Origin of the sequence: Shewanella sp. POL2 (genome assembly GCF_000282755.1) — a bacterium.
Lineage (GTDB): Bacteria > Pseudomonadota > Gammaproteobacteria > Enterobacterales > Shewanellaceae > Shewanella > Shewanella xiamenensis.
In genome coordinates this window covers 108827-134931 of sequence record NZ_AKZL01000001.1, presented here as the reverse complement: position 1 = coordinate 134931, position 26105 = coordinate 108827, and the positions used below count along the sequence as shown (strand labels likewise).

Here is a 26105-nt window from a genome sequence, read left to right as displayed (position 1 = left end):
TATCCCCTGTGTGCCTTGGAAACTGTCGCCCCCATGCAAAATAAAACGGGGTATTGCTTCGGATGGCTTGAACGCGCGCCTGGCTAATTTGATATCCCAAACGAGCATAACCACCGCTGTGGCTGGTAATATCTAAGGATTTAAGCCCAAGATTAAGGGAAAAATGTACGCGGCTAGGCTCAAAATTCGAATGGGTATCGTTGATGTGCGCGAGTGAGAGAGTGTATCTCTGTGTCATAACTTACCTCTTTTACGGCGGGAGATTATAACCTTCTCATCAAAAACAAGAAAGGGAGCTAAGCTCCCTTTACTTTGACAATGACTAAATCAAGATTAACCCGAGCGTGCTTCATCATCGTCGGCTGCGGCTTCGAAGTCGCCATCATCGGAGAGGCGAATGCCTTTTTGCTTCATGCGTTTGGTCCAGAGTTTACGCGCCAATTGCTGCATGTCGGTCGCGGGGTCATTCACATCGACAATCTCTAATCCCAGTAGCGACTCGATAATATCTTCTTGGGTCACAATACCTTGGCTACTGCCGTATTCGTCAACCACCATGGCAATTTGGGTGTTGCGCTTAATCATCCGCTCAAATAACGGCAGGATTTTGGCCGTTTCGGGTACGACAAACAGGCTACGCTTGAGTTCGCCAATTGGCGCGTCAGGAGTATAACGCTCAGCCAGCAACACATCGGTGCGGGTGATATAGCCGATAATATCGTCGTGGTCCTGATCGTATACCGGAATACGCGTAAAAGGCTTGTCACGATATTCTTGCACAAACTCATTTTGCGTCAGTGAAATAGGCAAAGAGAACATCACGGTGCGCGGCGTCATAATCGCGGTAACGGGCACATCACGCACCTTAAGCATTTGGGTCAAAATCTTGGATTCTTGTTCGTCTAACTCACCGGATTCTTGACCGATTTTGGCCATCGCGCTCATTTCTTGGCGAATATATTGGCCTTCTTCACCTTTACCTAGCAGGCGAGTCACTTGCTGCGACATCCAAATTAATGGCTGGGTAGCACGCTTCATCCACGTAATGGCAATCGATACGCTTGGGGCTAAACGGCGCCAGTGGTTGGCTCCGACAGATTTAGGAATAATCTCTGAGAAGAACAGAATAATAAAGGTTAACACTCCGGAGAAAACGCCGAGCATATCATCCCCAAAGACCTTAGCGGCTTGCGCACCAGCAACGGCGGCACCTACGGTATGGGCAACAGTATTGAGGGTCAAAATAGACACCAATGGCGCTTCGATGTTCTCTTTCAGTTTACGCAACCTTGTCGCCGCAGCACTGTCAGTTTGTTCGAGCGTAGCGATATAACTAGGGGTAACCGAGAGCAACACAGCTTCGAATACACTGCACAGAAAAGAAACTGCAACAGCGACAAGCACTATAATGATGAGGGTTAACATATTGGTGGTATTACAACTCCATAATTTAGGCCAACATTGACCCTCGGCGATTCTAGCATAGGAGAATGGAGTTGCTGGCTAAAATTTTTCTGCGTCTGTATAATTCGCCGCCCTGTTGCAGGTTTTGGTGTTGAGGTTAGTCCTATGAGTGAAAAAAAGATCAATTTATTAGACCTTGATCGTAAAGCGATGCGGGCATTATTTGCCGATCTGGGTGAGAAGCCTTTCCGTGCCGATCAGCTGATGAAGTGGATCTATCATTTCGGTGTCAGTGACTTCGAAGAGATGACTAACATCAACAAAGTGTTACGCCAAAAACTGGCGGCGCGCTGTGAGATTGTGGCGCCCGAGATTTCCAGCTATCAAAAATCCGCCGATGGCACCATTAAGTTCGCCATCCATGTCGGTGAAGGCCAAGAGGTCGAAACTGTTTATATTCCTGAAGATGACCGCGCTACCTTGTGTGTGTCGTCCCAAGTGGGCTGTGCCCTCGAATGTACTTTCTGCTCTACGGCGCAGCAAGGCTTTAACCGCAACCTAACTGTCTCTGAAATCGTTGGCCAAATTTGGCGTGTTTCGCATTTCTTAGGATTCGCGAAAGATACTGGCGAGCGCCCCATTACCAACGTGGTGATGATGGGGATGGGGGAGCCTCTACTTAACCTTGCTAACGTGATCCCTGCAATGGACATCATGCTAGACGATTTTGGCTTTAGTCTGTCAAAACGTCGCGTAACGCTATCGACCTCAGGCGTTGTTCCAGCATTAGACAAATTAGGTGATGCCCTCGATGTCGCATTAGCCGTGAGTATCCACGCGCCAAACGATGAGCTGCGCGATATTCTGGTTCCGGTGAACAAAAAGTATCCACTGCAGGAGTTTCTTGCAGGGATCCGCCGTTACATCGCCAAATCTAACGCTAACCGTGGCCGTGTCACCGTGGAATATGTGATGCTCGATCACATCAACGACAGTACCGAACAAGCCCATGAATTAGCACAATTAATGAAGGATACCCCCTGTAAGGTAAACCTTATTCCGTTTAACCCATACCCAGGTTCACCCTATGGCCGTTCGTCAAACTCGCGCATCGACCGTTTTTCGAAAGTGTTAATGGAATATGGCTTAACCGTGATTGTGCGTAAGACCCGTGGTGACGATATTGATGCCGCCTGTGGACAGCTGGCTGGGGATATTCGCGATCGAACCAAGCGTTTAGCAAAAAAACGCATGCAAGAAAATCAGATTTCGGTCACAATGAATTAACTCTTTGTTTGCACAGATTTATAGGCTTGCCCATGAAGCATGGATTGTCAGGGTTTTCATTAGCAATAGCCCTGTCATTATTAGTGACAGGATGCGTAACTGAGCGTACCTATTCAGGGACTGATATTCCGGTGTCGGAGCGAAAACTGGATAAAGTTGCCGCTGCGCGGGAGCGTATGCAGCTCGGTTTAACCTACCTTAATCGAGGTAACTCGGAACAAGCCAAGTATAATCTTGATAAAGCAATCGAATATGCACCAGAGCTCGAAGATGTGCATGTGGCAATGGCTTATTACTATCAAACCGTAGGCGATTTAGTACGTACCGAACAGGCGTATCAGGACGCTATCAATACTAAGGACGCCTCTGGCGATTCCATGAATAACTTTGGGGTGTTTTTGTGCCAACAAAAGCAATACGAAAAAGCTGAAAAAATGTTTTTGGCTGCAATAGAAATGCCCAAATATACGCGTACCGCATCCAGTTATGAAAACTTAGGTCTTTGCAGCAGAGACGCGGGACGAGCAGAAAAGGCACGACAGTATTTTCAGATGGCGTTAAAGTATGACCCGAGACGCTCGGTGTCTTTACTGGAGCTGGTTGAGCTTGGGATAGATAAAGGTGATTATGTTGATGCGCGTAACCAGTTAGCGCGTTACCACCAAGTTGCGGCCCAGACTCCAGAGAGTTTAACGCTCGGAATAAAAATTGAGCAGGCGTTGAATGATGATGCTGCCATGAAACGATTTGGCATTTTATTGCTTGCCAAATTCCCAGCATCGCCTCAAGCCAAGCAATATAGAGTTAATTTGCATCAATGAAAGATAACGAAATGAACGCGTCAGTAGAACCAGTGACAACAGAAGAAGCTGAGTCGACGCCTAATGTAACGCTCGGAAGCGTACTCAAAACAGCTCGTGAGCAGATGGGCTTGAGCATTGCGGAGACAGCTGTGAAGCTGCATTTGCGGCCTGGTATTGTTGAAAATCTCGAAGCCGATGATTTTTCAAATATTGCCTCATCAACCTACGTACGCGGATACGTTAAAAATTATGCGCGTATGCTTGGGGTCGACAACACGCTCATCGAAGCCTGTCTCGCAAGGCAGGTGCCCTATGTAACACAGCCTGCGATGCAAAGTTTTTCCCGTAAGACCACTTATCAAGCTCGTGACACTAAATTAAAGTGGCTGAGCTTTTTTATTGTCATCGTGTTGCTCGGTCTGTTTGTGCTTTGGTGGATGCAACGAACGACGCTAGTGACTCATGTCGATATTTCAAAACCAACCGCTGAAGAGTTAGCCGCGGCGAATCAAACCTTGCCGGGTGATGTTTTACTCACCGAAACGGATGCGAGTGCACGTTTGAGTGAGATCGCGGTCAACGGTTCAATGGCGACCGATGGTCCAGTAAAAGATACTGATGCTAGCACTATTGACCCGAATATCAGTGATATGGCGGCAATGGAAGCAGGGCAGGTGTCTGCCAATTCGACAGTCAATGCGAGTGAGCCTAATAATCCCCAAAGTGCATCAGGTGCGGTGCAAACGGCAGGGGTGACTGCGCAAAACACGCTTTCTACACAAAATTCTTCTGCAACAAACGTAGCGGCTCAAAATGTACCAACAGCCAGCGCGCCGGTGAACAGTGCCACGCCAGCGGCTTCGAGTGAACAAACCATGCCTGTGGTTGCTGGACAATCCAATATCAATATTCAACTCACGGGTGATTGCTGGATCAACATCGTCGATGCCAAGGGCAAAGCGATTGTTGATGGGGTCCGAGGTGCTGGCGCAACTATTCAAGCCAGTGGTGTGCCTCCGTTTAAAGTGATCTTAGGCGCGCCGGCTGTTGTGTCTAGTTTTACGGTTGATGGTAAAGCCATCAGTCTTGCTGAATTTCCTAAGGGTCGTGTTGCGCGTTTGACTATCCCACAGGCTTAAGTCTCACGCTTAACGCAGAGTACCGAAAAGAGCGTATTGAGTATGTATAACGAAACACCCATTAAGAGACGTCCTTCAACCCGCATTTATGTGGGCAATGTACCCATTGGTGATGGTGCACCGATTGCAGTGCAGTCAATGACCAACACTAAAACGACTGATGTTGAGGCGACCATTGCCCAAATTCGCGCCTTAGAAAAAGTGGGTGCCGACATTGTGCGTGTCTCTGTGCCGACCATGGACGCGGCCGAGGCTTTTAAAGTGATTAAGCAATCGGTGTCAGTGCCCTTGGTTGCCGATATCCACTTCGATTACCGTATCGCCTTAAAAGTGGCGGAATATGGGGTGGACTGTTTGCGTATCAACCCAGGCAATATTGGTAACGAAGAGCGTATCCGCAGTGTGGTGGAGTGCGCCCGTGATAAAAACATTCCAATTCGTATCGGGGTTAATGGTGGTTCATTAGAGAAAGATCTGATGGACAAATACAAAGAACCTACGCCAGAAGCCCTGCTCGAATCGGCCATGCGCCATGTGGACATTCTCGACCGTTTGAACTTCGACCAATTTAAGGTCAGCGTAAAAGCCTCCGATGTGTTCTTAGCGGTAGAATCCTATCGTTTATTGGCTAAGCAAATTCGCCAGCCATTGCATTTAGGTATTACTGAAGCGGGTGGTGCCCGTGCCGGTGCAGTGAAATCAGCCGTAGGCTTAGGCATGCTGCTTGCCGAGGGCATTGGTGATACGCTGCGTATTTCCTTGGCGGCCGATCCGGTGGAAGAAATCAAAGTCGGCTTTGATATTCTAAAGTCACTGCGTATCCGTAGCCGTGGCATTAACTTTATTGCGTGTCCTTCTTGCTCACGTCAAGAGTTCGATGTGATCAGCACAGTAAACGAGTTAGAACGCCGCCTCGAAGATGTGACGACCGCGATGGATGTGTCTATCATCGGCTGTGTGGTCAATGGCCCAGGTGAAGCCTTAGTGTCGCACATTGGCTTAACGGGTGGTCATCGTAAGAGTGGTTACTACGATGAAGGTGAGCGTCAAAAAGAGCGTTTCGACAATGATAACCTAGTCGATTCCCTCGAAGCGAAAATTCGCGCTAAGGCGAGCCAAATGGCTAACCGCATCCAAGTGAAAGACACGACTGAGTAACAACCGCAGCCGAATAACCTCATAGGTTAAGCGTTATAAAAACATTCAAGGCTTGAGCTAGACCTCGAAACTGACGGGGTCATTTTACGTTTAGTGTTGAACAGCCTATAATGCCTGACATTTTTTATTAATTTAGCGAAATCGGACGAGTCGATACAGTGGCAAAACAGATCCAAGCGATTCGCGGAATGAATGACATTCTGCCAACTCAAAGTCCTCTATGGCAAAAAGTGGAAGCGGTATTACGTTCAAGCGTTGCTGCTTATGGTTACAGTGAGATCCGCACTCCAATAGTGGAAAATACCGATCTTTTTAAACGCTCTATCGGTGAAGTGACTGATATTGTTGAAAAAGAAATGTACACCTTCGAAGATCGTAATGGCGATAGTCTGACGTTACGCCCCGAAGGTACTGCTTCAACCGTGCGTGCGGGTAACGAGCATGGCCTGTTGTATAACCAAGAACAACGTTTGTGGTACATGGGCCCCATGTTCCGCCATGAGCGCCCGCAAAAAGGCCGTTACCGCCAATTCCATCAATTTGGTGTTGAAGTCTACGGTATTGGTAGCGCTGATATCGACGCTGAAGTGTTGATGTTATCCGCCCGTCTTTGGGAAAAACTCGGCATTAGCGAGCATGTGACGCTTGAGCTGAACACCTTAGGCGATCCTGCCGAGCGCGCCGCTTACCGTGAAGCCTTGATTGCCTTTTTAGAGCAACATAAGGACAAACTAGACGAAGATAGCCAGCGCCGTATGTACAGCAATCCGCTGCGCGTATTGGACTCAAAAGATCCCCAAGTGCAAAGCATTTTAGGTGATGCGCCTGCGCTGATGGATTACTTAGGCGAAGAATCCTCACAACATTTTGCACAATTGCGTGAACTCCTCGACGCGGTTGGCATCCAATACCGAGTTAACCCGCGCTTAGTCCGTGGTCTGGATTACTACAATCGCACGGTTTTTGAATGGGTTACCAATAGCTTAGGCTCTCAAGGCACAGTACTTGCGGGCGGTCGCTATGATGGTTTAGTCGCGCAGCTGGGTGGTAAAGAAACGCCAGCAGTGGGTTTTGCGATGGGATTAGAGCGCATCGTCCTACTACTCGAAACCTTAGCGCTGACACAGGATATCCCAGCTGAAGTGGATGTTTATGTTGCCGCTATGGGGGATAACTGCCTAGTTGAAGCTATCAAAGTGGCTCAAGAACTGCGCTCTGCATTGCCCACTCTGCGAGTCATGAGTCACTGTGGTGGTGGCAATCTGAAGAAACAAATGAAGCGTGCCGATAAAAGCGGCGCTCAAGTAGCCTTACTGATTGGCGAAGAAGAACTCGCCGAAGGTGTGGTTACCGTAAAATACTTACGCAATGACAACGAACAACAACGGGTCGCTCGAAATGCATTAAGCGCATTTTTAGCTGAACTTAGCAAATAAGGGGACGTGCGCGTGGAAATTTATAGCACAGAAGAACAACAAGTTGATGCTATCAAACAGTTCTGGAAAGACTATGGAACCTCGATTGTTATCGGGGCGGTCGTTGGTTTAGGCGGCCTGTACGGTTGGAACACTTATTCCGACATGAAAATCGTGAAGGCCGAAGAAGCATCACAGGCGTTCCAAACCTTAACCACCAAATCAAGTGACGAAGCGGCCATGATTGCTGGCGTGGCTGAGTTTTCGAAAAATTACGACCAAAAGGGCTATCAATCACTGCTAGACCTGATCGTTGCGAAAACAGCGGTTGAAGCGAAAGATTTTCCTAAGGCCGAAGAAGCACTGAAGAAAGTGATTGCTGCGAAGCCAGGTGCAGGATTAGACACTATTGCAACATTGCGTTTAGCGCGTATTCAGGCTGAACAAGGTCAAGTTGACACTGCGTTAGCCACGCTAGACCAAGTGACTGATAAAGCCTTTTTAGCACAACGTGAAGAACTGAAAGGTGACTTCTTTGTTCGTCAAGGCCAAACCGATAAAGCGAAAACTGCTTATCAGGCAGCAATGGATAACGGCGGTGTTGTGACCAGCCCTGCACTTAAAATCAAACTTGATAACTTAAATCAAGCATAAGGGATCCCTTGATGAAGTCTTGGTGCAAGAACCTGCTAGCCGCTGGGTTAAGCCTAGCCATGTTATCCGCCTGTTCTTCTAGTGATGTGGAAGAAGAACCGGTAAGTGAGTTAACTGCGATTCAGGCGACAGTATTTCCTGAAGTAAGTTGGAGCGCCTCTGTAGGTGATGGTGTTGGTGATTATTACTCTCGCCTTACCCCTGCAGTTCGTTACGGTAAAATTTTTGCGGCCGACCGTTATGGTGAAGTTGTTGCTTTTGATGAAGCAACGGGTGAACAGGTTTGGAAAAAAGATTTTAGTGAAGAGTTCCGTGATAACGCTTTAGCCAAAAACAAAGGTGCACGTTTGGCCGCTGGTGTAACAGCGGCACGCAATAAGCTCTTTATCGGCGGTGAGAGTGGCCTTTTGGCTGCGCTGAATGCAGAAGACGGCCAAGTATTATGGCATGTGATTGCTGGTGGCGAATTGTTATCTAAGCCAACCGTGGCTGACGACGTTGTGGTGGTGAGCACCAGTTCAGGTTCATTTGAAGCCTATAACGTTGATACTGGCGCAAAACTGTGGGTTTATAACATGCAGTTGCCTAACCTGACGCTCCGGGGAACGGGTTCAGCAGCTTATGAAGCGGGTGGTTTCTTTATTGGTACCGCCGATGGCAAAGTGGCTGTTGTCGTCAAAAACAACGGTCAAGCTGCGTGGGAGCAAGCCATCTATAATCCTACAGGTGGCAATGAGTTTACCCGTATGGCCGATGTGGATATGACACCGTTGATCCTCGGCGATAACTTATATGCGGTGAGCTACAACGGTAACTTGGTGTCGATGGAACTGCGCACCGGACGGATTATTTGGACTCGTAAGTACTCAAGCTTCAATGAGTTAGCTACGGCGGGTTTAAGTTTGTTCTTGGTTGATGACCATAGTCGTATCTATTCAGTGGATAGACGTAACGGTTTAGAGTTGTGGAGCAACTCTGAGTTGGTCAATCGCACACTCACTTCACCAGAGGTATATAAAGACTATTTGGTCGTGGGTGATTTTGAAGGTTATCTGCACTTTATCGACCGTAGCACAGGCAGTATTGTCGGTCGTATCCAAGTGGACAGCTCTGGATTATTCAGCCAGCCATTAGTGGTGGATGATAAAATCTATGTGCAAGGTCGCAGCGGAAAGTTAGCTGTTGTAACACTTCCTTAGTTAAAAGTGTTATCCTTGTAGAGCCCCTGGAAGTGTGTTCCGGGGGCTTTTTATTGAAAAGTTTTTTAGAGGCGAAATCATGATCCCTGTAGTGGCCCTTGTTGGTCGGCCGAACGTCGGTAAATCCACCTTATTTAACCGCCTTACGCGTACGCGTGATGCGCTGGTTGCTGACTTTCCTGGCCTAACACGTGACCGTAAATATGGTCGAGCATTCTTATCCGGCTATGAGTTTATCGTGGTGGATACCGGCGGTATCGACGGCACTGAAGAGGGGATCGAAACTAAGATGGCCGAGCAGTCCCTTGCCGCTATCGAAGAAGCCGATGTTGTCTTATTTATGACCGATGCGCGTGCTGGGTTAACCGCTGCGGATTTGTCTATCGCTCAGCATTTACGTAGCCGCCAAAAAACCACCTTTGTGGTGGCTAACAAGATTGACGGTATTGATGCCGACTCGGCCTGCGCCGAATTTTGGTCTTTGGGTTTAGGTGAAGTCTATCAAATGGCTGCCGCCCAAGGCCGCGGTGTAACCAATATGATTGAGTACGCCTTAACTCCTTACGCTGAAGCCATGGGCATTGAGCGCCAAGGCGAAGAGGAAGAAGTTGACGAGCGTCAGTACACTGAAGAAGAAGCCGAAGCTGAGCAAAAGCGTCTACAGGACTTACCGATCAAACTCGCCATCATCGGTAAACCTAACGTGGGTAAATCGACCCTGACCAACCGTATCTTAGGTGAAGAGCGTGTGGTGGTTTATGACGAACCAGGCACCACTCGTGACAGTATTTACATTCCGATGGAACGCGATGGTCGCGAATACGTGATTATCGATACTGCTGGTGTACGTCGCCGCAGTAAAGTCCATGAAGTGATTGAAAAGTTCTCGGTGATTAAAACCCTCAAAGCGGTTGAAGATGCTAACGTGGTGTTACTTATCATCGACGCCCGTGAAGGCGTTGCCGAGCAAGATCTTGGCCTATTAGGGTTTGCCCTAAACGCAGGCCGCGCGTTAGTGATTGCTGTTAACAAGTGGGATGGCATCGACCAAGGCATTAAAGACCGTGTTAAGAGTGAACTCGACCGTCGTTTAGGCTTTATCGACTTTGCCCGTATTCACTTTATTTCGGCGCTGCATGGCACGGGTGTTGGCCATCTGTTTGAGTCGATTGAAGAAGCTTACGACAGTGCGACTCGCCGCGTGAGCACCTCAATGCTGACCCGCATTATGCAAATGTCGCAGGATGACCATCAGCCACCATTGGTGAACGGTCGCCGCGTGAAACTGAAATACGCCCACGCCGGTGGTTATAACCCGCCAATCGTGGTTATTCACGGTAACCAAGTCAGCAAGCTGCCGGATTCTTACAAGCGCTACATGATGAACTACTTCCGCCGTTCATTAAAAGTGGTCGGTACGCCAATCCAACTGCGTTTCCAAGAGGGTGATAACCCGTTTGAAAACAAAGTGGAAAAGCTGACCATGAGCCAAGAGCGTCGCCGTAAACGCGCCTTGAGTCATATTAAAGACCGCAAGGCAAAATAAGACTCAAGCGAAAAACTGAGTCATTTATTTAAGTGAATCAATAGAAAAGGAACCCTAGGGTTCCTTTTTTGTTTGTTCAATTGAGTGGAATTATTGGGGTGTTTGACTGGGTATCAGTCAAGTTGTGCATTATTCCCCTTGAATAACCTCGGTGACGGTAGAAACGACTTGTCCGTGCAATAGGCGGGTATGCATACTATCACCAACGTTTAGCAGGGCTGCATTCTCTATAACTTGATGATTTGCATCTGTTGTGATGCTGTAGCCGCGACTTAAGGTGGCTAATGGACTGACCGTTTCAAGCTGATGGGCGGCATATTTAATTCGCTGCTCGCTTTGATTGAGGGTATCTTGCATTGCGTCCTGCAAACGCGTTGCTAAATAGCTCAAACGATTGGCCTCAAGTGCGAGTTTATGTTTTGGTGATTGTTGCTCGAGGCGATTTGCCAGTTGCTGCTGACGGCGACTTAAGCCATGCAGCTTATTGGTAAACGCCGCTTCGAGGCGTAATTGCATCTCATCGAAACGTTGCTCAAATTGCTGTAAGGTGCGTTTAGGGTCTAAGCGTTGCAGTCTGTGCTCGAGTAAACTTAAGCGTCTCTCTTGCTTGAGTTGATAGTGGCTTGCGCTTTGTTTAAGGCGGGCAAGTACTGTGGCTAAACGTTGGCTTTTATTGTCACTGTCCTGTGAGAGCAGCTCTGCGCCTGCTGAGGGCGTGGGGGCACGCACATCGGCGACATAGTCGCTTATTGTGGTATCGACTTCATGGCCCACGGCACTCACTATGGGCAGTGCGCTGTTATAAATGGTATGGGCGAGCACTTCGCTGTTAAAACACCATAAATCTTCTAACGAGCCACCGCCACGGGTAAGCAGTAATACATCCACCTCAAGCCGTTGATTGGCGATATTGATCGCTTGGCAGATATTCATATCCGCGTTTTCACCCTGTACTTGTGTCGGATAAATAATCACTTCAATCGATGGGTCACGACGTGCAAGCACATGCAAGACATCACGGATTGCCGCGCCCGTGGGGGAGGTGATCACCCCGATGCGTTGAATATTTTTCGGTAACTGACGTTTAGTGTCGGCGGCAAATAATCCCTGCGCGGCGAGCTTCATTTTCAACGCTTCAAATTGTTGTGCCAGTAAGCCGTCTCCAGCGGGGAGCATTGACTCAATCAATAATTGATAGTCGCCACGCGGCTCGTAAACGCTAATAGCACCTTTTACGATCACCTGCTGGCCATTCACGGGTTTAAAGCTCACGCTTTGGTTGCGCCCCTTAAACATGGCGCAGCGAATTTGTGAAAAATGATCCTTAAGGGTTAAATACCAATGGCCTGAACTGGGGGCTGAAAAGTTGGAAATTTCCCCATTTAGCCAGATCTTACCCAGTTGCCCCTCAAGAATTTGTCTGACTTCACCATTGAGGCGTGAGACGGTATAAATATTATTTTTAGGGACTTGCATGTGTTTTCTCGCGCAAATGGGATTTTTTCACTATTTTCCATTTACCGCTCCCTAGATGCAAGGTATAATCCCGCCGCAATATTTCACCTCTAAAATCCTACTCAACTGGGGAGATGTTGCCTATGCTACGTTTAATTAAAGAAGCGCTAACTTTTGACGATGTGTTACTTGTTCCTGCGCATTCTACTGTACTCCCAAATACCGCCATTCTTAAAACTCGCCTGACCAATACCATTGAACTGAATATTCCGCTTGTGTCTGCCGCTATGGACACTGTGACCGAAGCGCGTCTTGCGATCGCCATGGCACAGGAAGGTGGCTTAGGTTTTATTCATAAAAACATGAGCATAGAAAAGCAGGCCGAAGAAGTTCGTAAAGTAAAAATTTACGAGGCAGGCGTAGTTCAACAACCTGTGACGGTAACGCCTTCAACCACGCTGGCTGATTTAAAAGTACTGACCGCCAAGAATGGTTTTGCGGGTTACCCTGTGGTCAACGAAGCCAATGAATTGGTGGGTATTATCACTGGCCGTGACGTACGTTTCGTAACTGACTGGAGCAAAACTGTAGAAGAAGTGATGACGCCTAAAGCGCGTTTAGTCACGGTTGCCGAAGGCACTAAGTTAGATGAAGTGCAAAAATTAATGCACTCAAACCGTATCGAAAAAGTGTTAGTTGTCGATGATAACTTCAAGCTGAAAGGCTTAATCACAGTTAAAGACTTCGAAAAAGCCGAGCGTAAGCCTAATGCCTGTAAAGATGAGTTAGGTCGTTTACGTGTTGGCGCCGCTGTGGGTGCGGGTGCGGGTAACGAAGAGCGTGTCGATGCGCTGGTGAAAGCCGGCGTTGACGTGCTGCTGATTGACTCTTCCCACGGCCACTCTGAAGGTGTACTTCAACGTATCCGTGAAACCCGCGCTAAATACCCAGATTTACAAATTATTGGTGGTAACGTGGCGACAGCTGAAGGCGCATTGGCCCTAGTTGAAGCCGGCGTTAACGCAGTTAAAGTCGGTATTGGCCCAGGTTCTATCTGCACCACACGTATCGTGACGGGTGTGGGCGTGCCACAAATTACTGCGGTTTCAGATGCGGCCGAAGCCGTAAAAGGATTAGGTATCCCTGTTATCGCCGACGGCGGTGTACGTTTCTCTGGCGACTTAGCCAAAGCGTTAGCGGCGGGTGCATCATGCATTATGGCGGGCTCAATGTTCGCTGGTACTGATGAAGCGCCGGGCGAAACCGAGCTTTATCAAGGCCGCGCCTATAAGTCATATCGCGGTATGGGTTCTTTAGGCGCCATGTCTCAAGGTTCTTCCGATCGTTATTTCCAATCTGACAATGCTGCCGACAAGCTTGTGCCAGAAGGCATTGAAGGCCGTGTACCTTACAAAGGTAAGTTGAAGGAAATCATCCATCAGCATATGGGTGGTTTACGTTCATGCATGGGCTTAACAGGCTGTGCCACTATCCAAGAGCTGAATGAAAAAGCCCAGTTTGTGAAAGTGACGTCTGCGGGCATGGGCGAGTCCCACGTGCACGATGTGACGATCACTAAAGAAGCACCGAACTATCGTTCAGGTTCTTAAGCGTTTGTAATACCGGGGCGGCAGTTAGCCGCCCCGGTATTAAGATCCGTATGCCCTCAAGATTGCACCTCTCGTCTTGAGCTAAGTTAAAACAATAGATGAAATAAAGGTTATCCATGAGCGATATTCATGAGCATAAGATACTGATCCTCGATTTTGGATCTCAGTACACCCAACTGATTGCCCGTCGTATCCGTGAAATTGGTGTTTACTGTGAGTTATGGGCATGGGATGTGACCGAAGCCCAAATTCGTGAGTTTGCCCCGAACGGCATTATCCTCGCGGGCGGCCCAGAAAGCGTGACTGCGGATAACTCTCCCCGCGCACCTGAATATGTGTTCAATGCTGGCGTACCTGTTCTTGGTATTTGCTATGGCATGCAAACCATGTCTGAACAGCTTGGCGGTAAAGTGATCCAAGGCGTGGGTGAAGGCGAATTTGGTTATGCCCAGATTGAAATGCTTGCCGAATCTGCCCTGTTTAAAGGTATTGAAGATGCCGTTAGCAGCGATGGCAAGTCTCTGCTGGATGTATGGATGAGCCATGGCGATAAAGTGTCGGCGATCCCAGAAGGCTTTGTGGCCGTAGCTAAAACCGATACTTGCCCATTTGCGGCCATGTCTTGTGAGGAAAAACGTTTCTACGGCGTACAGTTCCACCCTGAAGTAACCCATACCCGTCAAGGTATGCGTATGCTGTCGCACTTTGCCTTAGATATCTGTGGTTGTGCCGCAAACTGGAAGCCGTCATCCATTATCGAAGACGCCATCGAGCGCTTGAAAAAGCAAGTGGGTGACGATGAAGTGATTTTAGGTCTGTCTGGTGGTGTGGATTCATCTGTCGTGGCCATGCTGCTGCACCGCGCAATTGGTAAGAAGCTGACCTGCGTATTTGTTGATAACGGCTTACTGCGTTTAAACGAAGCCAAGCAAGTGATGGAAATGTTTGGCGACCATTTTGGTCTGAACATTGTTCACGTCGATGCGGAAAACCGCTTCCTTGACGCGCTGAAAGGCGAAGCCGATCCAGAAGCGAAACGTAAAATCATCGGCCGTGTATTCGTTGAAATTTTCGACGAAGAAGCCAAGAAATGCGTTAACGCTAAATGGTTAGCCCAAGGCACTATCTATCCAGACGTGATTGAATCTGCAGGTAGCGCCACTGGTAAAGCACATGTAATTAAGTCGCACCATAACGTTGGCGGTTTGCCAGATGATATGGAGCTAGGTCTAGTTGAGCCACTGCGTGAACTCTTTAAAGATGAAGTGCGTAAGATTGGTCTCGAGTTAGGTCTGCCATACAACATGCTTTATCGCCATCCGTTCCCAGGCCCAGGCTTAGGTGTACGAGTACTTGGCGAAGTGAAGAAAGAATACTGTGATTTGCTGCGCCGCGCTGATGCGATTTTCATCGAAGAACTGCACAAAGCTGATCTTTATAACAAAGTCAGCCAAGCATTTACTGTGTTCTTACCGGTTCGCTCTGTGGGTGTGATGGGCGATGGCCGTAAATACGATTGGGTGGTGTCACTGCGCGCCGTTGAAACCATCGACTTTATGACCGCGCATTGGGCACATTTGCCATATGATTTCCTTGGCCGCGTATCAAACCGCATCATCAACGAAATCGACGGTATTTCCCGCGTAGTTTACGATATTTCAGGTAAGCCACCTGCAACCATCGAATGGGAATAATTGCTTGTCTTGATGACATGATGAATTAACGAAAGGCGCCCAGTGCGCCTTTTTTATTGGTTATAGGTATAATTGCCCAAATTGTTGAATAAAGAGAATCCTTAAGTGGAGCAGATAAAACTGGACCCAAAAACCTTGCATGCGAAGACGCATAGCTCTGATGAACTTGGTTGTGATGAAGTGAGTGGTGGTGAGCAAACTTGTCCCAAGCAAGCGGATCTTGAACAAGCTCAAGTAGATGAACATTGGATGCGGGTCGCGATGGCCATGGCTGAGAAGGCCGAGGCTGAAGGCGAGGTGCCTGTGGGGGCGGTGTTAGTAAAGGATGGCCAGCAAATTGCGGCTGGGTATAACTTGTCTATCAGTCAGCATGATCCTTGTGCCCATGCTGAGATCCTCTGTTTGCGCGCCGCTGGGCAAACCGTTGAAAACTATCGGCTCCTTGATGCGACCTTATATGTGACCCTTGAGCCTTGTGCCATGTGTGCAGGCGCTATGGTGCATAGCCGTATTGCTAGAGTAGTATTTGGGGCTCGGGATGAAAAGACTGGCGCTGCGGGAACTGTGCTTAATCTCTTGCAACATCCCGTTTTTAATCATCAAGTTGAGGTAACATCTGGCGTGTTGGCGCAGGATTGTGCCGACCAATTGAGCCGCTTTTTTAAACGTCGTCGGGAGGAAAAGAAGGCTTTAAAACAGGCTCAAAAGGCGCAGCAGGAGAGGATTTCTTAAGGACTAAATTGAGTTATTGTTTTGATTTAGTCTTGCGCTTGTAGAAAGGTAAAAAATAGTTTGTGACGATTCAGCACTCGGCGATGACGAATTTTAAGTAAAGTACGACGGCGAGACGCATTGTTATTGATGGTTTTTCTTCTCATATAGACCCCATTTCAATCTTGTTATTGTTTAAGTTAAGGCTACTTTGCTTGGGTTACCATTTTGGTTGAGAGACAATGGTTAACGCTGCAATCATTTTTGTCTTTATTTGTCATTACGACAGTATCAGTAGAGATCTCAGGCGGCAATCCCCCCCAGGATGTATCTGCTCTATAAAGCAGCATTTTTACCTCAAAGCGGCTTCACTTTAGCGCGTATTCACTTAATCTAAGATTAAAAGCTAAGGCTTATTCTGTTGGCGTTTCAACACTGTGGCGTAACTCAAACTATTTGGCAGATATTTGTTGGGCTACTTTGGCTTATCAGGGCTTAAGGTGCCAGATACTGGTGCGGGTGTATCTTCTGAAGCGAGATCGCTGGGTTCGACGTCATCACTATTTTGCTGTTGAGACTGATTATCGACCCAGACTAAGGTGTCGTAGTAGCGACGAATGCTATCCACATAATGCACGGCTTCACTACCGCGGGCATAACCGTAGCGGGTCTTTTGGTAGTATTTGCGCTTTTGCAGCAGTGGTAACACCTTTTTAAGATCTCGCCATGCGTTGGGATTTAACTCCATAGATTCAGCAAGTTTACGGGCGTCTTCCACATGGGCATAACCGATATTGTAAGATGCCAGTGCAAACCACATGCGTTGACTCTCGGGAATCGACTCGGGTAAACGGTTGATCATATCCCGTAAATAGGCGGCGCCGCCGCGGATACTTTCTTCCGCATCGAGTCGGTTGGTGATGCCAATTTCTTTGGCGGTCGGTTGTGTCAACATCATCATACCGCGCACGCCAGTCGGTGAGCGGGCATTGGGATTCCAATGGGACTCTTGATAACTGGTTGCTGCTAATTTTCGCCAATCTAAGTCACCGGCGTGGGTTTCAAATAACTGGCGGTAGCGTGGTAACACAGTTTCGATAGCGCGTAGGAAGGCGCGGGTGTCGATATAATCGAAACGTTTAACATGGCCAAAATATTTTTCGTTTAGATGATCGAGTGTGCCTGCTAATTTTTCTTGGTGCCAAAATGCTAGCAGTTGACTCATCAAACCATCGCTATGATTGGCGGGTAATAACCAGACTACATCGAGCTTCTCTTCAAGTACTAATCCAGCGCGGAGATCGGGTAAGTAGCGGCGGTTTATTTGTACGCTACTGGAGTCGGCTATGGTGTAGTCAATTTCTTTATTGGCGATCATTGCCAGCAGTTCTTCGCTGTCTTTATCTGTCACTTGATCCCATACCAGCGTCGGATGGCGTTTCTGCAATTGAGTCAAGGTTTCGACAAATGCTGAGTCGGCAATAACAGTAATTTTACCTTTTAAATCAGTAATATCTTTTGGGGTAGGCATACCTTCACGGTAAACCAATACTTGATTAACCCGATAAAGTGGCGGGCCTAAACGGAATTGCTCGCGCCGTGTTGGGGTTTCTGTCATCCCTGCGGCGATGATATCAATCTCGTTTTTTTTCAGTGCTTCATAGAGCTCTACACGACTGGTATAGGGCACCATTTTTAAGGGGACATCGAGGTATTCGGCAAAGAGCACGGCCATATCATAATCGAAACCGCTGTTGCCTTGGCCCGAGGTCATATAAATTTGTGGGCCATAGAGCGTGCCGACTCTTAATTCGGTGAGTTTATGGGGGACGTATTCTGTTTCTTCCACGGTAACTTGCTGACAGGCAGTCAGTAAGAAACCCAAGATAGTCAAGAACAGAAATCGAGCTATTAAGTACACTTTATTTAATAAAATCAAAAAGATGAATAGTAGAAGGTCAGTGAGGTAACTAAGATAAACTAGCTGACATTGCTGTGATTATATCCGTTTGTCACCGATTACGTAAAAAAATCGTATCGAATGGGGTGCGAACCAAGAAAAAAGGTTTGCTTTTTATCTTATAGGAAACACTGTTTTGCGTAAGGTCACAGGTGATTTGTGACAGACATTTCCCTATAATAGCGCCATCTCTGACCCCTGCAATTATAAATATAAGGTGAATTGACGTGATGGAGATCATCCGCGGAGCCCCTGCACTCTCGACGTTTAGAGTGCAAAAGCTAATGGAGGCCTGCGTAAACGCTGCGCTTCCGGTACGCCAAATCTATGCTGAGTATGTTCATTTAGCGGATTTGAGCGAGTTGCTTGAGACCAATGAGCGCAAGCAACTTGAAAAAATTCTCACCTATGGACCTGCTATCGAAGCCCATACCCCCCAAGGTTCACTCCTGTTTGTTACTCCCCGCCCCGGCACAATTTCCCCATGGTCTTCAAAAGCTACTGATATCGCCCACAATTGTGGTCTCGGTAAGGTAAAGCGTTTGGAACGTGGTGTTGCCTATTATGTGGAGTCAGACACTTTGACTGCCGAGCAGCAACAAACCCTCAAAGGGTTATTGCACGACCGTATGGTTGAAGTGGTTCTGGACGATTTTGCAAAGGCCGATGTGCTGTTTAAGCGCACTGAACCTGCGCCTTTCAAGAGTGTGAACGTGTTGGCTGAAGGTCGCCGTGCCCTTGAAGTGGCCAACGTCGAAATGGGTCTGGCGCTCGCTGAAGATGAAATCGATTATTTAGTCGAAAACTTTGTCCGTTTGAACCGCAATCCAAATGATATCGAACTGATGATGTTTGCTCAGGCCAACTCCGAGCACTGCCGTCACAAGATTTTTAACGCAGATTGGACAATTGATGGCGAGGCGCAGCCTAAGTCTCTGTTCAAGATGATTAAAAACACCTTTGAAACCACACCAGACCACGTGTTATCTGCCTATAAAGATAACGCCGCTGTGATGGAAGGTTCGGTTGCGGGACGTTTCTTCCCCGATCCAAACGGTGTTTATAGCTATCACACTGAACCAATGCACGTACTGATGAAAGTGGAAACCCACAACCATCCAACGGCAATTAGCCCATATCCTGGTGCGGCGACGGGTTCAGGTGGTGAGATCCGCGATGAAGGTGCAACCGGTCGTGGCTCTAAACCTAAAGCGGGTTTAACTGGCTTTAGCGTATCGAATTTAAAAATCCCAGGTTTTGTTCAACCTTGGGAAGGTAATTATGGTAAGCCGGATCGCATCGTTAGCGCTCTGGATATTATGACCGAAGGCCCATTAGGCGGCGCCGCGTTTAACAACGAGTTTGGTCGTCCAGCCCTGTTAGGTTACTTCCGTACCTATGAGCAAGAAGTCTCTAGCCACAATGGCGTAGAAGTGCGTGGTTATCATAAGCCCATTATGTTAGCGGGTGGTTTAGGTAATATTCGCGAAGAGCATGTACAAAAAGGCGAAATCACCGTCGGTGCTAAGCTGATCGTACTCGGTGGCCCTGCGATGAACATCGGTCTGGGCGGCGGCGCGGCTTCTTCGATGGCGTCAGGTCAATCGAGCGAAGATTTAGACTTTGCGTCAGTACAGCGTGAAAACCCAGAAATGGAACGCCGCTGTCAGGAAGTGATCGACCGCTGCTGGCAGTTAGGCGATAAAAACCCAATTCAATTTATCCACGATGTGGGCGCGGGTGGTTTATCTAACGCTTTCCCTGAGTTAGTGAATGATGGCGGCCGTGGTGGTATCTTCAATCTGCGCAATGTGCCATCGGACGAGCCGGGTATGAGCCCGCTGGAGATCTGGTGTAACGAATCGCAGGAACGTTATGTACTTTCGGTTGCTGCCGAAGACTTGCCTTTATTTACTGCGATTTGTGAGCGTGAGCGCGCACCGTTTGCGGTCGTAGGCGAGGCGACACAAGAGCAGCATTTAACCCTAGCCGACAGCCATTTTGATAACAATCCCATCGATTTACCACTCGAGGTGTTATTAGGTAAAGCACCTAAGATGAGCCGTAATGTGGTGTCTAAAAAGGCGGTTTCACCTGCACTTGAGCAAAGCAATATCGATATTAAAGATGCGGTTAAACGCATTCTTAGCTTGCCAACAGTGGCGGACAAAACCTTCCTTATCACCATTGGTGACCGCACAGTAACGGGTCTAGTGAACCGTGACCAAATGGTTGGCCCATGGCAAGTACCCGTTGCAGATTGCGCGGTAACTGCGGCAAGCTTTGATACCTACGCCGGTGAAGCCATGTCTATGGGTGAACGTACGCCGCTGGCACTGCTCGATTTTGGCGCCTCTGCCCGTATGGCGGTGGCCGAATCGATTATGAACATCGCGGGTGCGGATATTGGTTCGTTCAAACGTATCAAACTGTCGGCTAACTGGATGTCGGCTGCGGGTCACCCTGGCGAAGATGCGGGTCTTTATGAAGCGGTTAAGGCCGTGGGTGAAGAGCTGTGTCCAGAACTGAGCCTCACCATTCCTGTCGGTAAAGACTCCATGTCGATGAAAACCGCATGGCAGCAAGATGGTGTGAATAAAACCGTGACATCACCAATGTCATTGGTTATCACGGCCTTTGGTGTGGTGCAGGATATTCGTAACACCGTGACGCCAGAGCTGCGCAGCGATAAAGGTGAAACCTCTTTATTGCTAGTTGACTTAGGCGCTGGTAAAAATCGTTTAGGTGGTTCTTGTTTAGCACAGGTTTACGGTGAGTTAGGCGATATCGCGCCAGACTTAGACGATGCTGCACTGTTACGTGGTTTCTTCGAAACCATGCAAAAGCTAGTGGCTAATAAGTTAGTGATTGCTTACCACGATCGTAGCGACGGTGGTTTATTCACGACCTTGGTGGAAATGGCCTTTGCGGGTAATACTGGCTTAGACATTGATATAGAAGATCTACAGGGCACTGATTTAGAAATACTCTTTAATGAAGAGCTCGGCGCTGTGCTGCAAGTGAGCCGCGATAACGCTGCCAAAATCGCCGCTCAGTTTGCTATCGCTGGCGTACCTTGCCATGTGATCGGAACGCTAGCCGATGATGAACGCATCACCATTAAAGAGGGTGAGCGTGAAGTGTTCAGCGAGACGCGTGTTGCACTGCGCACTGTGTGGTCAGAAACCACTTACCGTATGCAAGCACTGCGTGATAACCCAGCCTGTGCATTAGAAGAATTTAAGCTTAAGCAGGATGAAACTGACTTAGGTTTAACGGTTAAGTTAAGCTTTGACCCGAGTGAAGACGTTGCTGCGCCTTATATCCTCAAAGGTGCTGCACCTAAAATGGCAATCCTGCGTGAGCAGGGCGTAAACTCCCATGTCGAAATGGCTGCTGCGTTTGATCGCGCAGGGTTTGAAAGCCGCGACGTGCATATGTCTGACATTCTGTCAGGTCGCATTAGCCTTGAAGAGTTCCAAGGTTTGGTGGCTTGTGGTGGCTTCTCCTACGGTGACGTACTAGGTGCCGGTGAAGGTTGGGCTAAGTCGATTCTGTTTAACGAGCGTGCTCGCGATGAGTTTTCACGTTTCTTTGAACGTGACTCAAGCTTTGCGCTCGGCGTGTGTAACGGCTGTCAAATGCTGTCAAATCTGAAGGAAATTATTCCTGGTAGCGAGCATTGGCCACGTTTCGTGCGTAACCGCTCTGAGCGTTTTGAAGCACGTTTCAGCTTGGTTGAAGTGCAGCAAAGTCCGTCATTGTTCTTCCAAGGTATGGCGGGTTCACGTATGCCAATCGCTGTATCCCACGGTGAAGGACATGCTGAGTTTGCTAGTGCACAGGCGCTGGCCTTAGCAGAGGCTTCTGGCACCATTGCGCTGCGTTTTGTGAATGGTAAAGGCGAGATCGCGACTCAATACCCACAAAACCCGAACGGCTCGCCAAACGGGTTAACCGGTATCTGTACTACTGATGGCCGTGTGACCTTGATGATGCCACACCCTGAGCGTGTATTTAGAACGGTTGCGAACTCGTGGCACCCAGATAACTGGGGTGAAGACAGCCCATGGATGCGGATGTTCCGCAATGCGCGAGTCAACTTAGGCTAAGGTTTTTATTGATAAAACCATCACTTAAGTGACTAAAAAGGAGCGAAAATTTTCGCTCCTTTTTTATATATAAAACGCATCTTTTAAAAAAATAATATATTTTAATATGTTAGCTTTATATGCTTTTTTTCTAATGCAGTCAATTTGAAAAATACCGACTTAATCAGCTAAATACCTCTTAATAAGTAGTTCACACAAGTGAAACAAAACCTTATTGCCATTTTTTAACTGCTTTAATGCCTGCAATCTGCGGACAATAAAAATAAAAAGCCCCCAACTCATCGAGAAGGGGGCTCGTTTTGCGCTAACAAAACTTCAAATCAAATCAGTATTATTTCAGAGTAAGCGGTGAACGATTACAGCTCATGCGCTGTATAAAGTTCAACAAAAACACGCTTATAGCTGTTAACCAGACGTTCGAATAAGTTTGTCATATCTCTTTCTCCACACCAAAGTTAGACCTATGTGCGCGGAGTTGGGCTTGTCTGGGACACTTCACCAGTCGTACCAAACCGTCTCCTTAACACAGGAGATATATTAACCAATCTCACAGTCACTCTCAAACGAGAAAAAATACAATTAATCATTAAAAAAACTAATTAATATTAGTTGATTTGTTTTTGGTTTAAGCTTTTTTAATTTTTAATATATTGTTTATATTGGTTTATTTTGTGTATTTACATTTTTTATGATTATTGTTTTATTAGTGTTAATGTTGTTTTTTATTTGTTTTTTGTTGTTTTTGCTGGTTATGGTAGTAATTTGTTCTAAAGTGCTTAAAATTTTATTTTTTAATTCTTTCAATCTTGTTCTCTACTTCATATTTTATCTCCTGTCAATAGGGTGTCAAAGTGAAGTGTGTGCCCTGCCGCAAAACCCATCTAAACCCCTGAGTTTGATTGATTTGAATCAAAGGCGGGTGGTATAAAATACTCACAAATGAAAGCGATTAAATATCTTAACTATCTGATATTTATATCGATGGGATCATTTGTAGGATTGGGTGGTGAGGTGGAAGTCTCAAAGCCGAGCGATAGTGTGACTAGGGTCTCAGTATGCAAGGAAAAAGGGGATTTTTAGGCCTTGCTGCCTCGATGTAATGAAAAAGATGATATTTAACGGTTTATACTGGCTTCAGCTATAAACACAAAATGAAAACTCACTATCCTACAAAGGCACTTGCTATGAATGGCTCATGTTGTCGTAGCAATTGGACGCACCACGTAAGGAGTCACCGATGATTGTTGAAGAGGTTGTTGAGCTATCGCGGCTACAGTTTGCGCTGACAGCCATGTATCACTTCCTGTTTGTTCCCTTAACCTTGGGGTTGGCATTTTTGCTGGCTATCATGGAATCACTCTATGTGATGACTGATAAACAAATTTATAAAGATATGACTAAGTTCTGGGGTAAGTTGTTTGGTATCAACTTTGCCTTGGGTGTATCAACGGGTTTAGCGATGGAATTCCAGTTTGGTACTAACTGGTCTTACTATTCACACTATGTAGGTGACATCTTTGGTGCACCGCTGGCCATCGAAGGTTTAATGGCATTCTTCTTAGAATCGACCTTCGTAGGTATGTTCTTCTTCGGTTGGGATCGTTTCTCAAAACGTCAACATTTAGCGACAACTTGGTTGGTGGCTTTTGGTTCCAACTTCTCCGCTCTGTGGATTCTGGTAGCAAACGGTTGGATGCAAAACCCTGTAGGTAGCGTGTTCAATTACGAAACCATGCGTATGGAAATGACCAGCTTTGCTGATGTTATCTTCAACCCTGTTGCACAGGTGAAGTTTGTTCACACTGTGGCTTCTGGCTATGTAACAGGTGCAATGTTCGTATTAGCGATCAGCTCTTACTACATTCTGAAGAAACGTGACTTACCTTTTGCCCGTCGTTCATTTGCGATTGCCGCCAGCTTTGGTATGGCATCTATCCTGTCTGTTATCGTTTTGGGTGACGAATCAGGTTATAAAGTGGGTGAAGCGCAGCGCGTTAAGTTAGCGGCAATCGAAGCTGAGTGGCATACAGAGCCAGCTCCAGCGGCCTTTACTGCAGTTGGTTTCCCAAATCAAGAAACCATGCACACCGATTTTGCGGTGAAGATCCCTTACGCAATGGGTATCGTGGCAACACGTTCTTTAGATGAAGAAGTGACTGGTCTGCGTGACTTAGTGGCTGAACACGAAGTGCGTATTCGCAATGGTATGAAAGCCTATGAGATGCTGGTGAAACTGCGCGCTGGTGATAAGTCTCCAGAATTACGTGAAGCATTTGAAGCGGCTAAAGTTGACTTAGGTTACGGCTTACTGCTGAAACGTTACACCGACAACGTAGTTGATGCGACAGAAGAGCAAATCAAAGCGGCTGCGAAGGATTCTATCCCGAACGTGGCACCGATTTTCTGGAGCTTCCGTGTGATGGTTGGCTTAGGTTTTGTGATGTTGATTGTGTTCGCGGCGGCCTTCTGGCAAAGCACACGTCATCAAATCGAAGAGAAAAAATGGGTTCTTAAAGCGGCGCTCTTTAGCTTGCCATTACCTTGGATTGCGATTGAGTGTGGTTGGTTTGTGGCTGAATATGGCCGTCAACCTTGGACCATCTCTGAGGTTCTGCCGACCTTTATGTCTGCTTCGAGTCTAACGACTGGGGATCTGTGGTTCAGTATTATTTCGATTTCACTGTTCTACACTGTGCTGCTGGTGATCGAGATATTCTTGATGCTTAAGTTTGCCCGTCTTGGCCCTAGCAGTTTAAAGACTGGTCGTTATCACTTCGAGAAACTAGAAGCCTAAGCAGAGGATTTCATTATGTTTGATTATGAAATATTGAGAGTTATCTGGTGGGCTCTGATCGGCGTACTGTTCATCGGATTTGCGGTCACTGACGGTTTTGACATGGGCGTGGGTGCACTATTACCGATTATTGGTAAAGACGATACTGAGCGCCGTATTATGGTCAACACTATTGCCCCCCATTGGGACGGTAACCAAGTATGGTTAATCACCGCGGGTGGTGCCTTATTTGCGGCATGGCCTATGGTATATGCAGTATCTTTCTCTGGCTTCTATGTGGCCATGATGTTAGTGCTGTTTGCCTTGTATACCCGTCCAGTTGGATTTGACTATCGCTCTAAGATTGAAAATCCAAAATGGCGTAAATCGTGGGACTGGGCGTTGTTCTGTGGTGGCTTTATTCCACCGCTGATCATCGGTGTGGCCTTCGGTAACTTACTCCAAGGTGTACCATTCAATTTCGATGAGTTCCTGCGTGCGACTTATCACGGTGGTTTATTTGGCCTGTTGAACCCATTCGGTTTACTGGCGGGCTTAGTGAGCGTGAGCATGTTTATGATGCAAGGCGCTGCTTGGCTGCAAATGAAGACCGACGGTGAGCTGCGTGTACGTGCCGCGAATGCGACTCAGCTATGTGCACTGTTAGTGGCAGTATTATTTGCCGCTGCGGGTGTGTGGTTAGCCAATGGTATTGATGGTTATGTTATCACTTCAACCCTTGACCACCATGCATTGTCAAACCCAACGCTGAAAACCGTAGCCGTTGAGTCTGGCGCTTGGTTAGCTAACTACGATAAGTATCCTATTACTATGCTATTCCCAGTATTAGGTGTGGCATTACCACTGTTAGTGATTGTGGTGAGTCGCTTAAATCGTTCAGGTTTCGCATTCTTATTTAGCTCGCTGACTGTGGCGATGGTGATCTTAACTTGTGGTGCAGCAATGTTCCCATTCGTTATGCCATCTTCATTAGATCCTAACGTGAGCTTAACCATGTGGGATGCGACTGCGAGTGAAATGACATTAACTGTGATGACTTGGGCGGCGATTATCTTTGTTCCAATCGTGTTAAGTTACACTGTATGGACTTACTTCAAGATGTTTGGTCGTTTAAACCGCAAACATATTGAAGATAACAAAGCCTCACTCTATTAGAATTAAGGA

17 protein-coding genes are annotated in these 26105 nt (G+C 47.3%); 14 read left to right on the top strand and 3 right to left on the bottom strand.

Annotation, left to right across the window (positions count from 1 at the left end; genetic code table 11):
• Window positions 1-333: 333 nt before the first annotated feature.
• Entirely contained in the window at window positions 334-1425 is a 1092-nt protein-coding gene (locus tag SHEWPOL2_RS00595; RefSeq protein WP_037424927.1) for a hemolysin family protein, read from the bottom strand.
• 144 nt (window positions 1426-1569) lie between these two features.
• Between SHEWPOL2_RS00595 and SHEWPOL2_RS00590 the strand changes: the two genes are divergently transcribed.
• The 8 genes from SHEWPOL2_RS00590 to der all read left to right on the top strand — a co-directional run bounded on the left by SHEWPOL2_RS00590 (window position 1570) and on the right by der (window position 10605).
• The gene (locus SHEWPOL2_RS00590; RefSeq protein WP_011622013.1) at window positions 1570-2691 is read left to right on the top strand and encodes a bifunctional tRNA (adenosine(37)-C2)-methyltransferase TrmG/ribosomal RNA large subunit methyltransferase RlmN; all 1122 of its coding nucleotides are present in this window, start codon (window positions 1570-1572) and stop codon (window positions 2689-2691) included.
• Between the two features lie 32 nt (window positions 2692-2723).
• A complete protein-coding gene (gene pilW / locus SHEWPOL2_RS00585) occupies window positions 2724-3512 on the top strand; it encodes a type IV pilus biogenesis/stability protein PilW (RefSeq protein ID WP_037420698.1) in 789 nt (262 codons plus the stop codon).
• Window positions 3509-4633: a RodZ domain-containing protein gene (locus tag SHEWPOL2_RS00580; RefSeq protein WP_037424922.1), complete on the top strand. Its 1125-nt coding sequence runs from the start codon at window positions 3509-3511 to the stop codon at window positions 4631-4633. The genes pilW and SHEWPOL2_RS00580 overlap by 4 nt, the downstream gene beginning before the upstream one ends.
• 42 nt (window positions 4634-4675) lie before the next feature.
• Window positions 4676-5791, top strand: a complete 1116-nt coding sequence (gene ispG, locus SHEWPOL2_RS00575; RefSeq protein WP_037420691.1) for a flavodoxin-dependent (E)-4-hydroxy-3-methylbut-2-enyl-diphosphate synthase — start codon at window positions 4676-4678, stop codon at window positions 5789-5791.
• 158 nt (window positions 5792-5949) lie between these two features.
• Entirely contained in the window at window positions 5950-7227 is a 1278-nt protein-coding gene (hisS, locus tag SHEWPOL2_RS00570) for a histidine--tRNA ligase (RefSeq protein ID WP_037424920.1), read from the top strand.
• 12 nt (window positions 7228-7239) lie between these two features.
• Window positions 7240-7860, top strand: a complete 621-nt coding sequence (locus SHEWPOL2_RS00565) for a tetratricopeptide repeat protein (RefSeq protein WP_037424918.1) — start codon at window positions 7240-7242, stop codon at window positions 7858-7860.
• A gap of 11 nt (window positions 7861-7871) precedes the next feature.
• On the top strand, window positions 7872-9059 hold the full coding sequence (bamB, locus tag SHEWPOL2_RS00560) for an outer membrane protein assembly factor BamB (protein ID WP_037424915.1): 1188 nt from the start codon (window positions 7872-7874) through the stop codon (window positions 9057-9059).
• Window positions 9060-9138: 79 nt separating this feature from the next.
• A complete protein-coding gene (gene der, locus SHEWPOL2_RS00555) occupies window positions 9139-10605 on the top strand; it encodes a ribosome biogenesis GTPase Der (protein WP_037420678.1) in 1467 nt (488 codons plus the stop codon).
• 129 nt (window positions 10606-10734) lie between these two features.
• On the opposite strand, the gene xseA is transcribed toward der, so the two are convergent.
• Complete coding sequence (gene xseA, locus SHEWPOL2_RS00550) at window positions 10735-12081, bottom strand: exodeoxyribonuclease VII large subunit (protein ID WP_037424912.1); 1347 nt, start codon at window positions 12079-12081, stop codon at window positions 10735-10737.
• A gap of 122 nt (window positions 12082-12203) precedes the next feature.
• On the opposite strand from xseA, the gene guaB reads away from it, so the two are divergent.
• The 3 genes from guaB to tadA all read left to right on the top strand — a co-directional run bounded on the left by guaB (window position 12204) and on the right by tadA (window position 16096).
• On the top strand, window positions 12204-13670 hold the full coding sequence (guaB, locus tag SHEWPOL2_RS00545; RefSeq protein ID WP_037420671.1) for an IMP dehydrogenase: 1467 nt from the start codon (window positions 12204-12206) through the stop codon (window positions 13668-13670).
• A 116-nt stretch (window positions 13671-13786) separates the two neighbouring features.
• On the top strand, window positions 13787-15364 hold the full coding sequence (gene guaA, locus SHEWPOL2_RS00540) for a glutamine-hydrolyzing GMP synthase (protein WP_037420668.1): 1578 nt from the start codon (window positions 13787-13789) through the stop codon (window positions 15362-15364).
• Between the two features lie 180 nt (window positions 15365-15544).
• Window positions 15545-16096 (top strand): tRNA adenosine(34) deaminase TadA, encoded by a 552-nt coding sequence (gene tadA / locus SHEWPOL2_RS00535; protein WP_261730200.1) that lies wholly within the window; start codon window positions 15545-15547, stop codon window positions 16094-16096.
• Between the two features lie 454 nt (window positions 16097-16550).
• Here the strand turns inward: tadA and mltF are convergent, their stop codons facing one another.
• Complete coding sequence (gene mltF, locus SHEWPOL2_RS00530; RefSeq protein WP_037420663.1) at window positions 16551-17987, bottom strand: membrane-bound lytic murein transglycosylase MltF; 1437 nt, start codon at window positions 17985-17987, stop codon at window positions 16551-16553.
• Between the two features lie 278 nt (window positions 17988-18265).
• Between mltF and purL the strand changes: the two genes are divergently transcribed.
• From purL to cydB, 3 genes are all read left to right on the top strand, one after another.
• Window positions 18266-22147: a phosphoribosylformylglycinamidine synthase gene (purL, locus tag SHEWPOL2_RS00525; protein ID WP_037424909.1), complete on the top strand. Its 3882-nt coding sequence runs from the start codon at window positions 18266-18268 to the stop codon at window positions 22145-22147.
• 1237 nt (window positions 22148-23384) lie between these two features.
• Complete coding sequence (locus tag SHEWPOL2_RS00520; RefSeq protein ID WP_037420657.1) at window positions 23385-24941, top strand: cytochrome ubiquinol oxidase subunit I; 1557 nt, start codon at window positions 23385-23387, stop codon at window positions 24939-24941.
• A 15-nt stretch (window positions 24942-24956) separates the two neighbouring features.
• Window positions 24957-26096, top strand: coding sequence for a cytochrome d ubiquinol oxidase subunit II (gene cydB, locus SHEWPOL2_RS00515; RefSeq protein ID WP_037420654.1), 1140 nt, complete (start codon window positions 24957-24959; stop codon window positions 26094-26096).
• Window positions 26097-26105: the final 9 nt, after the last annotated feature.

Bases quoted from the DNA above. Each gene is read 5' to 3' on its own strand.
- SHEWPOL2_RS00595 (WP_037424927.1), bottom strand. From the start codon at position 1,425: ATGTTAACCCTCATCATTATAGTGCTTGTCGCTGTTGCAGTTTCTTTT.
- SHEWPOL2_RS00590 (WP_011622013.1), top strand. From the start codon at position 1,570: ATGAGTGAAAAAAAGATCAATTTATTAGACCTTGATCGTAAAGCGATG.
- pilW (WP_037420698.1), top strand. From the start codon at position 2,724: ATGAAGCATGGATTGTCAGGGTTTTCATTAGCAATAGCCCTGTCATTA.
- SHEWPOL2_RS00580 (WP_037424922.1), top strand. From the start codon at position 3,509: ATGAAAGATAACGAAATGAACGCGTCAGTAGAACCAGTGACAACAGAA.
- ispG (WP_037420691.1), top strand. From the start codon at position 4,676: ATGTATAACGAAACACCCATTAAGAGACGTCCTTCAACCCGCATTTAT.
- bamB (WP_037424915.1), top strand. From the start codon at position 7,872: ATGAAGTCTTGGTGCAAGAACCTGCTAGCCGCTGGGTTAAGCCTAGCC.
- der (WP_037420678.1), top strand. From the start codon at position 9,139: ATGATCCCTGTAGTGGCCCTTGTTGGTCGGCCGAACGTCGGTAAATCC.
- xseA (WP_037424912.1), bottom strand. From the start codon at position 12,081: ATGCAAGTCCCTAAAAATAATATTTATACCGTCTCACGCCTCAATGGT.
- guaB (WP_037420671.1), top strand. From the start codon at position 12,204: ATGCTACGTTTAATTAAAGAAGCGCTAACTTTTGACGATGTGTTACTT.
- guaA (WP_037420668.1), top strand. From the start codon at position 13,787: ATGAGCGATATTCATGAGCATAAGATACTGATCCTCGATTTTGGATCT.
- purL (WP_037424909.1), top strand. From the start codon at position 18,266: ATGGAGATCATCCGCGGAGCCCCTGCACTCTCGACGTTTAGAGTGCAA.
- SHEWPOL2_RS00520 (WP_037420657.1), top strand. From the start codon at position 23,385: ATGATTGTTGAAGAGGTTGTTGAGCTATCGCGGCTACAGTTTGCGCTG.
- cydB (WP_037420654.1), top strand. From the start codon at position 24,957: ATGTTTGATTATGAAATATTGAGAGTTATCTGGTGGGCTCTGATCGGC.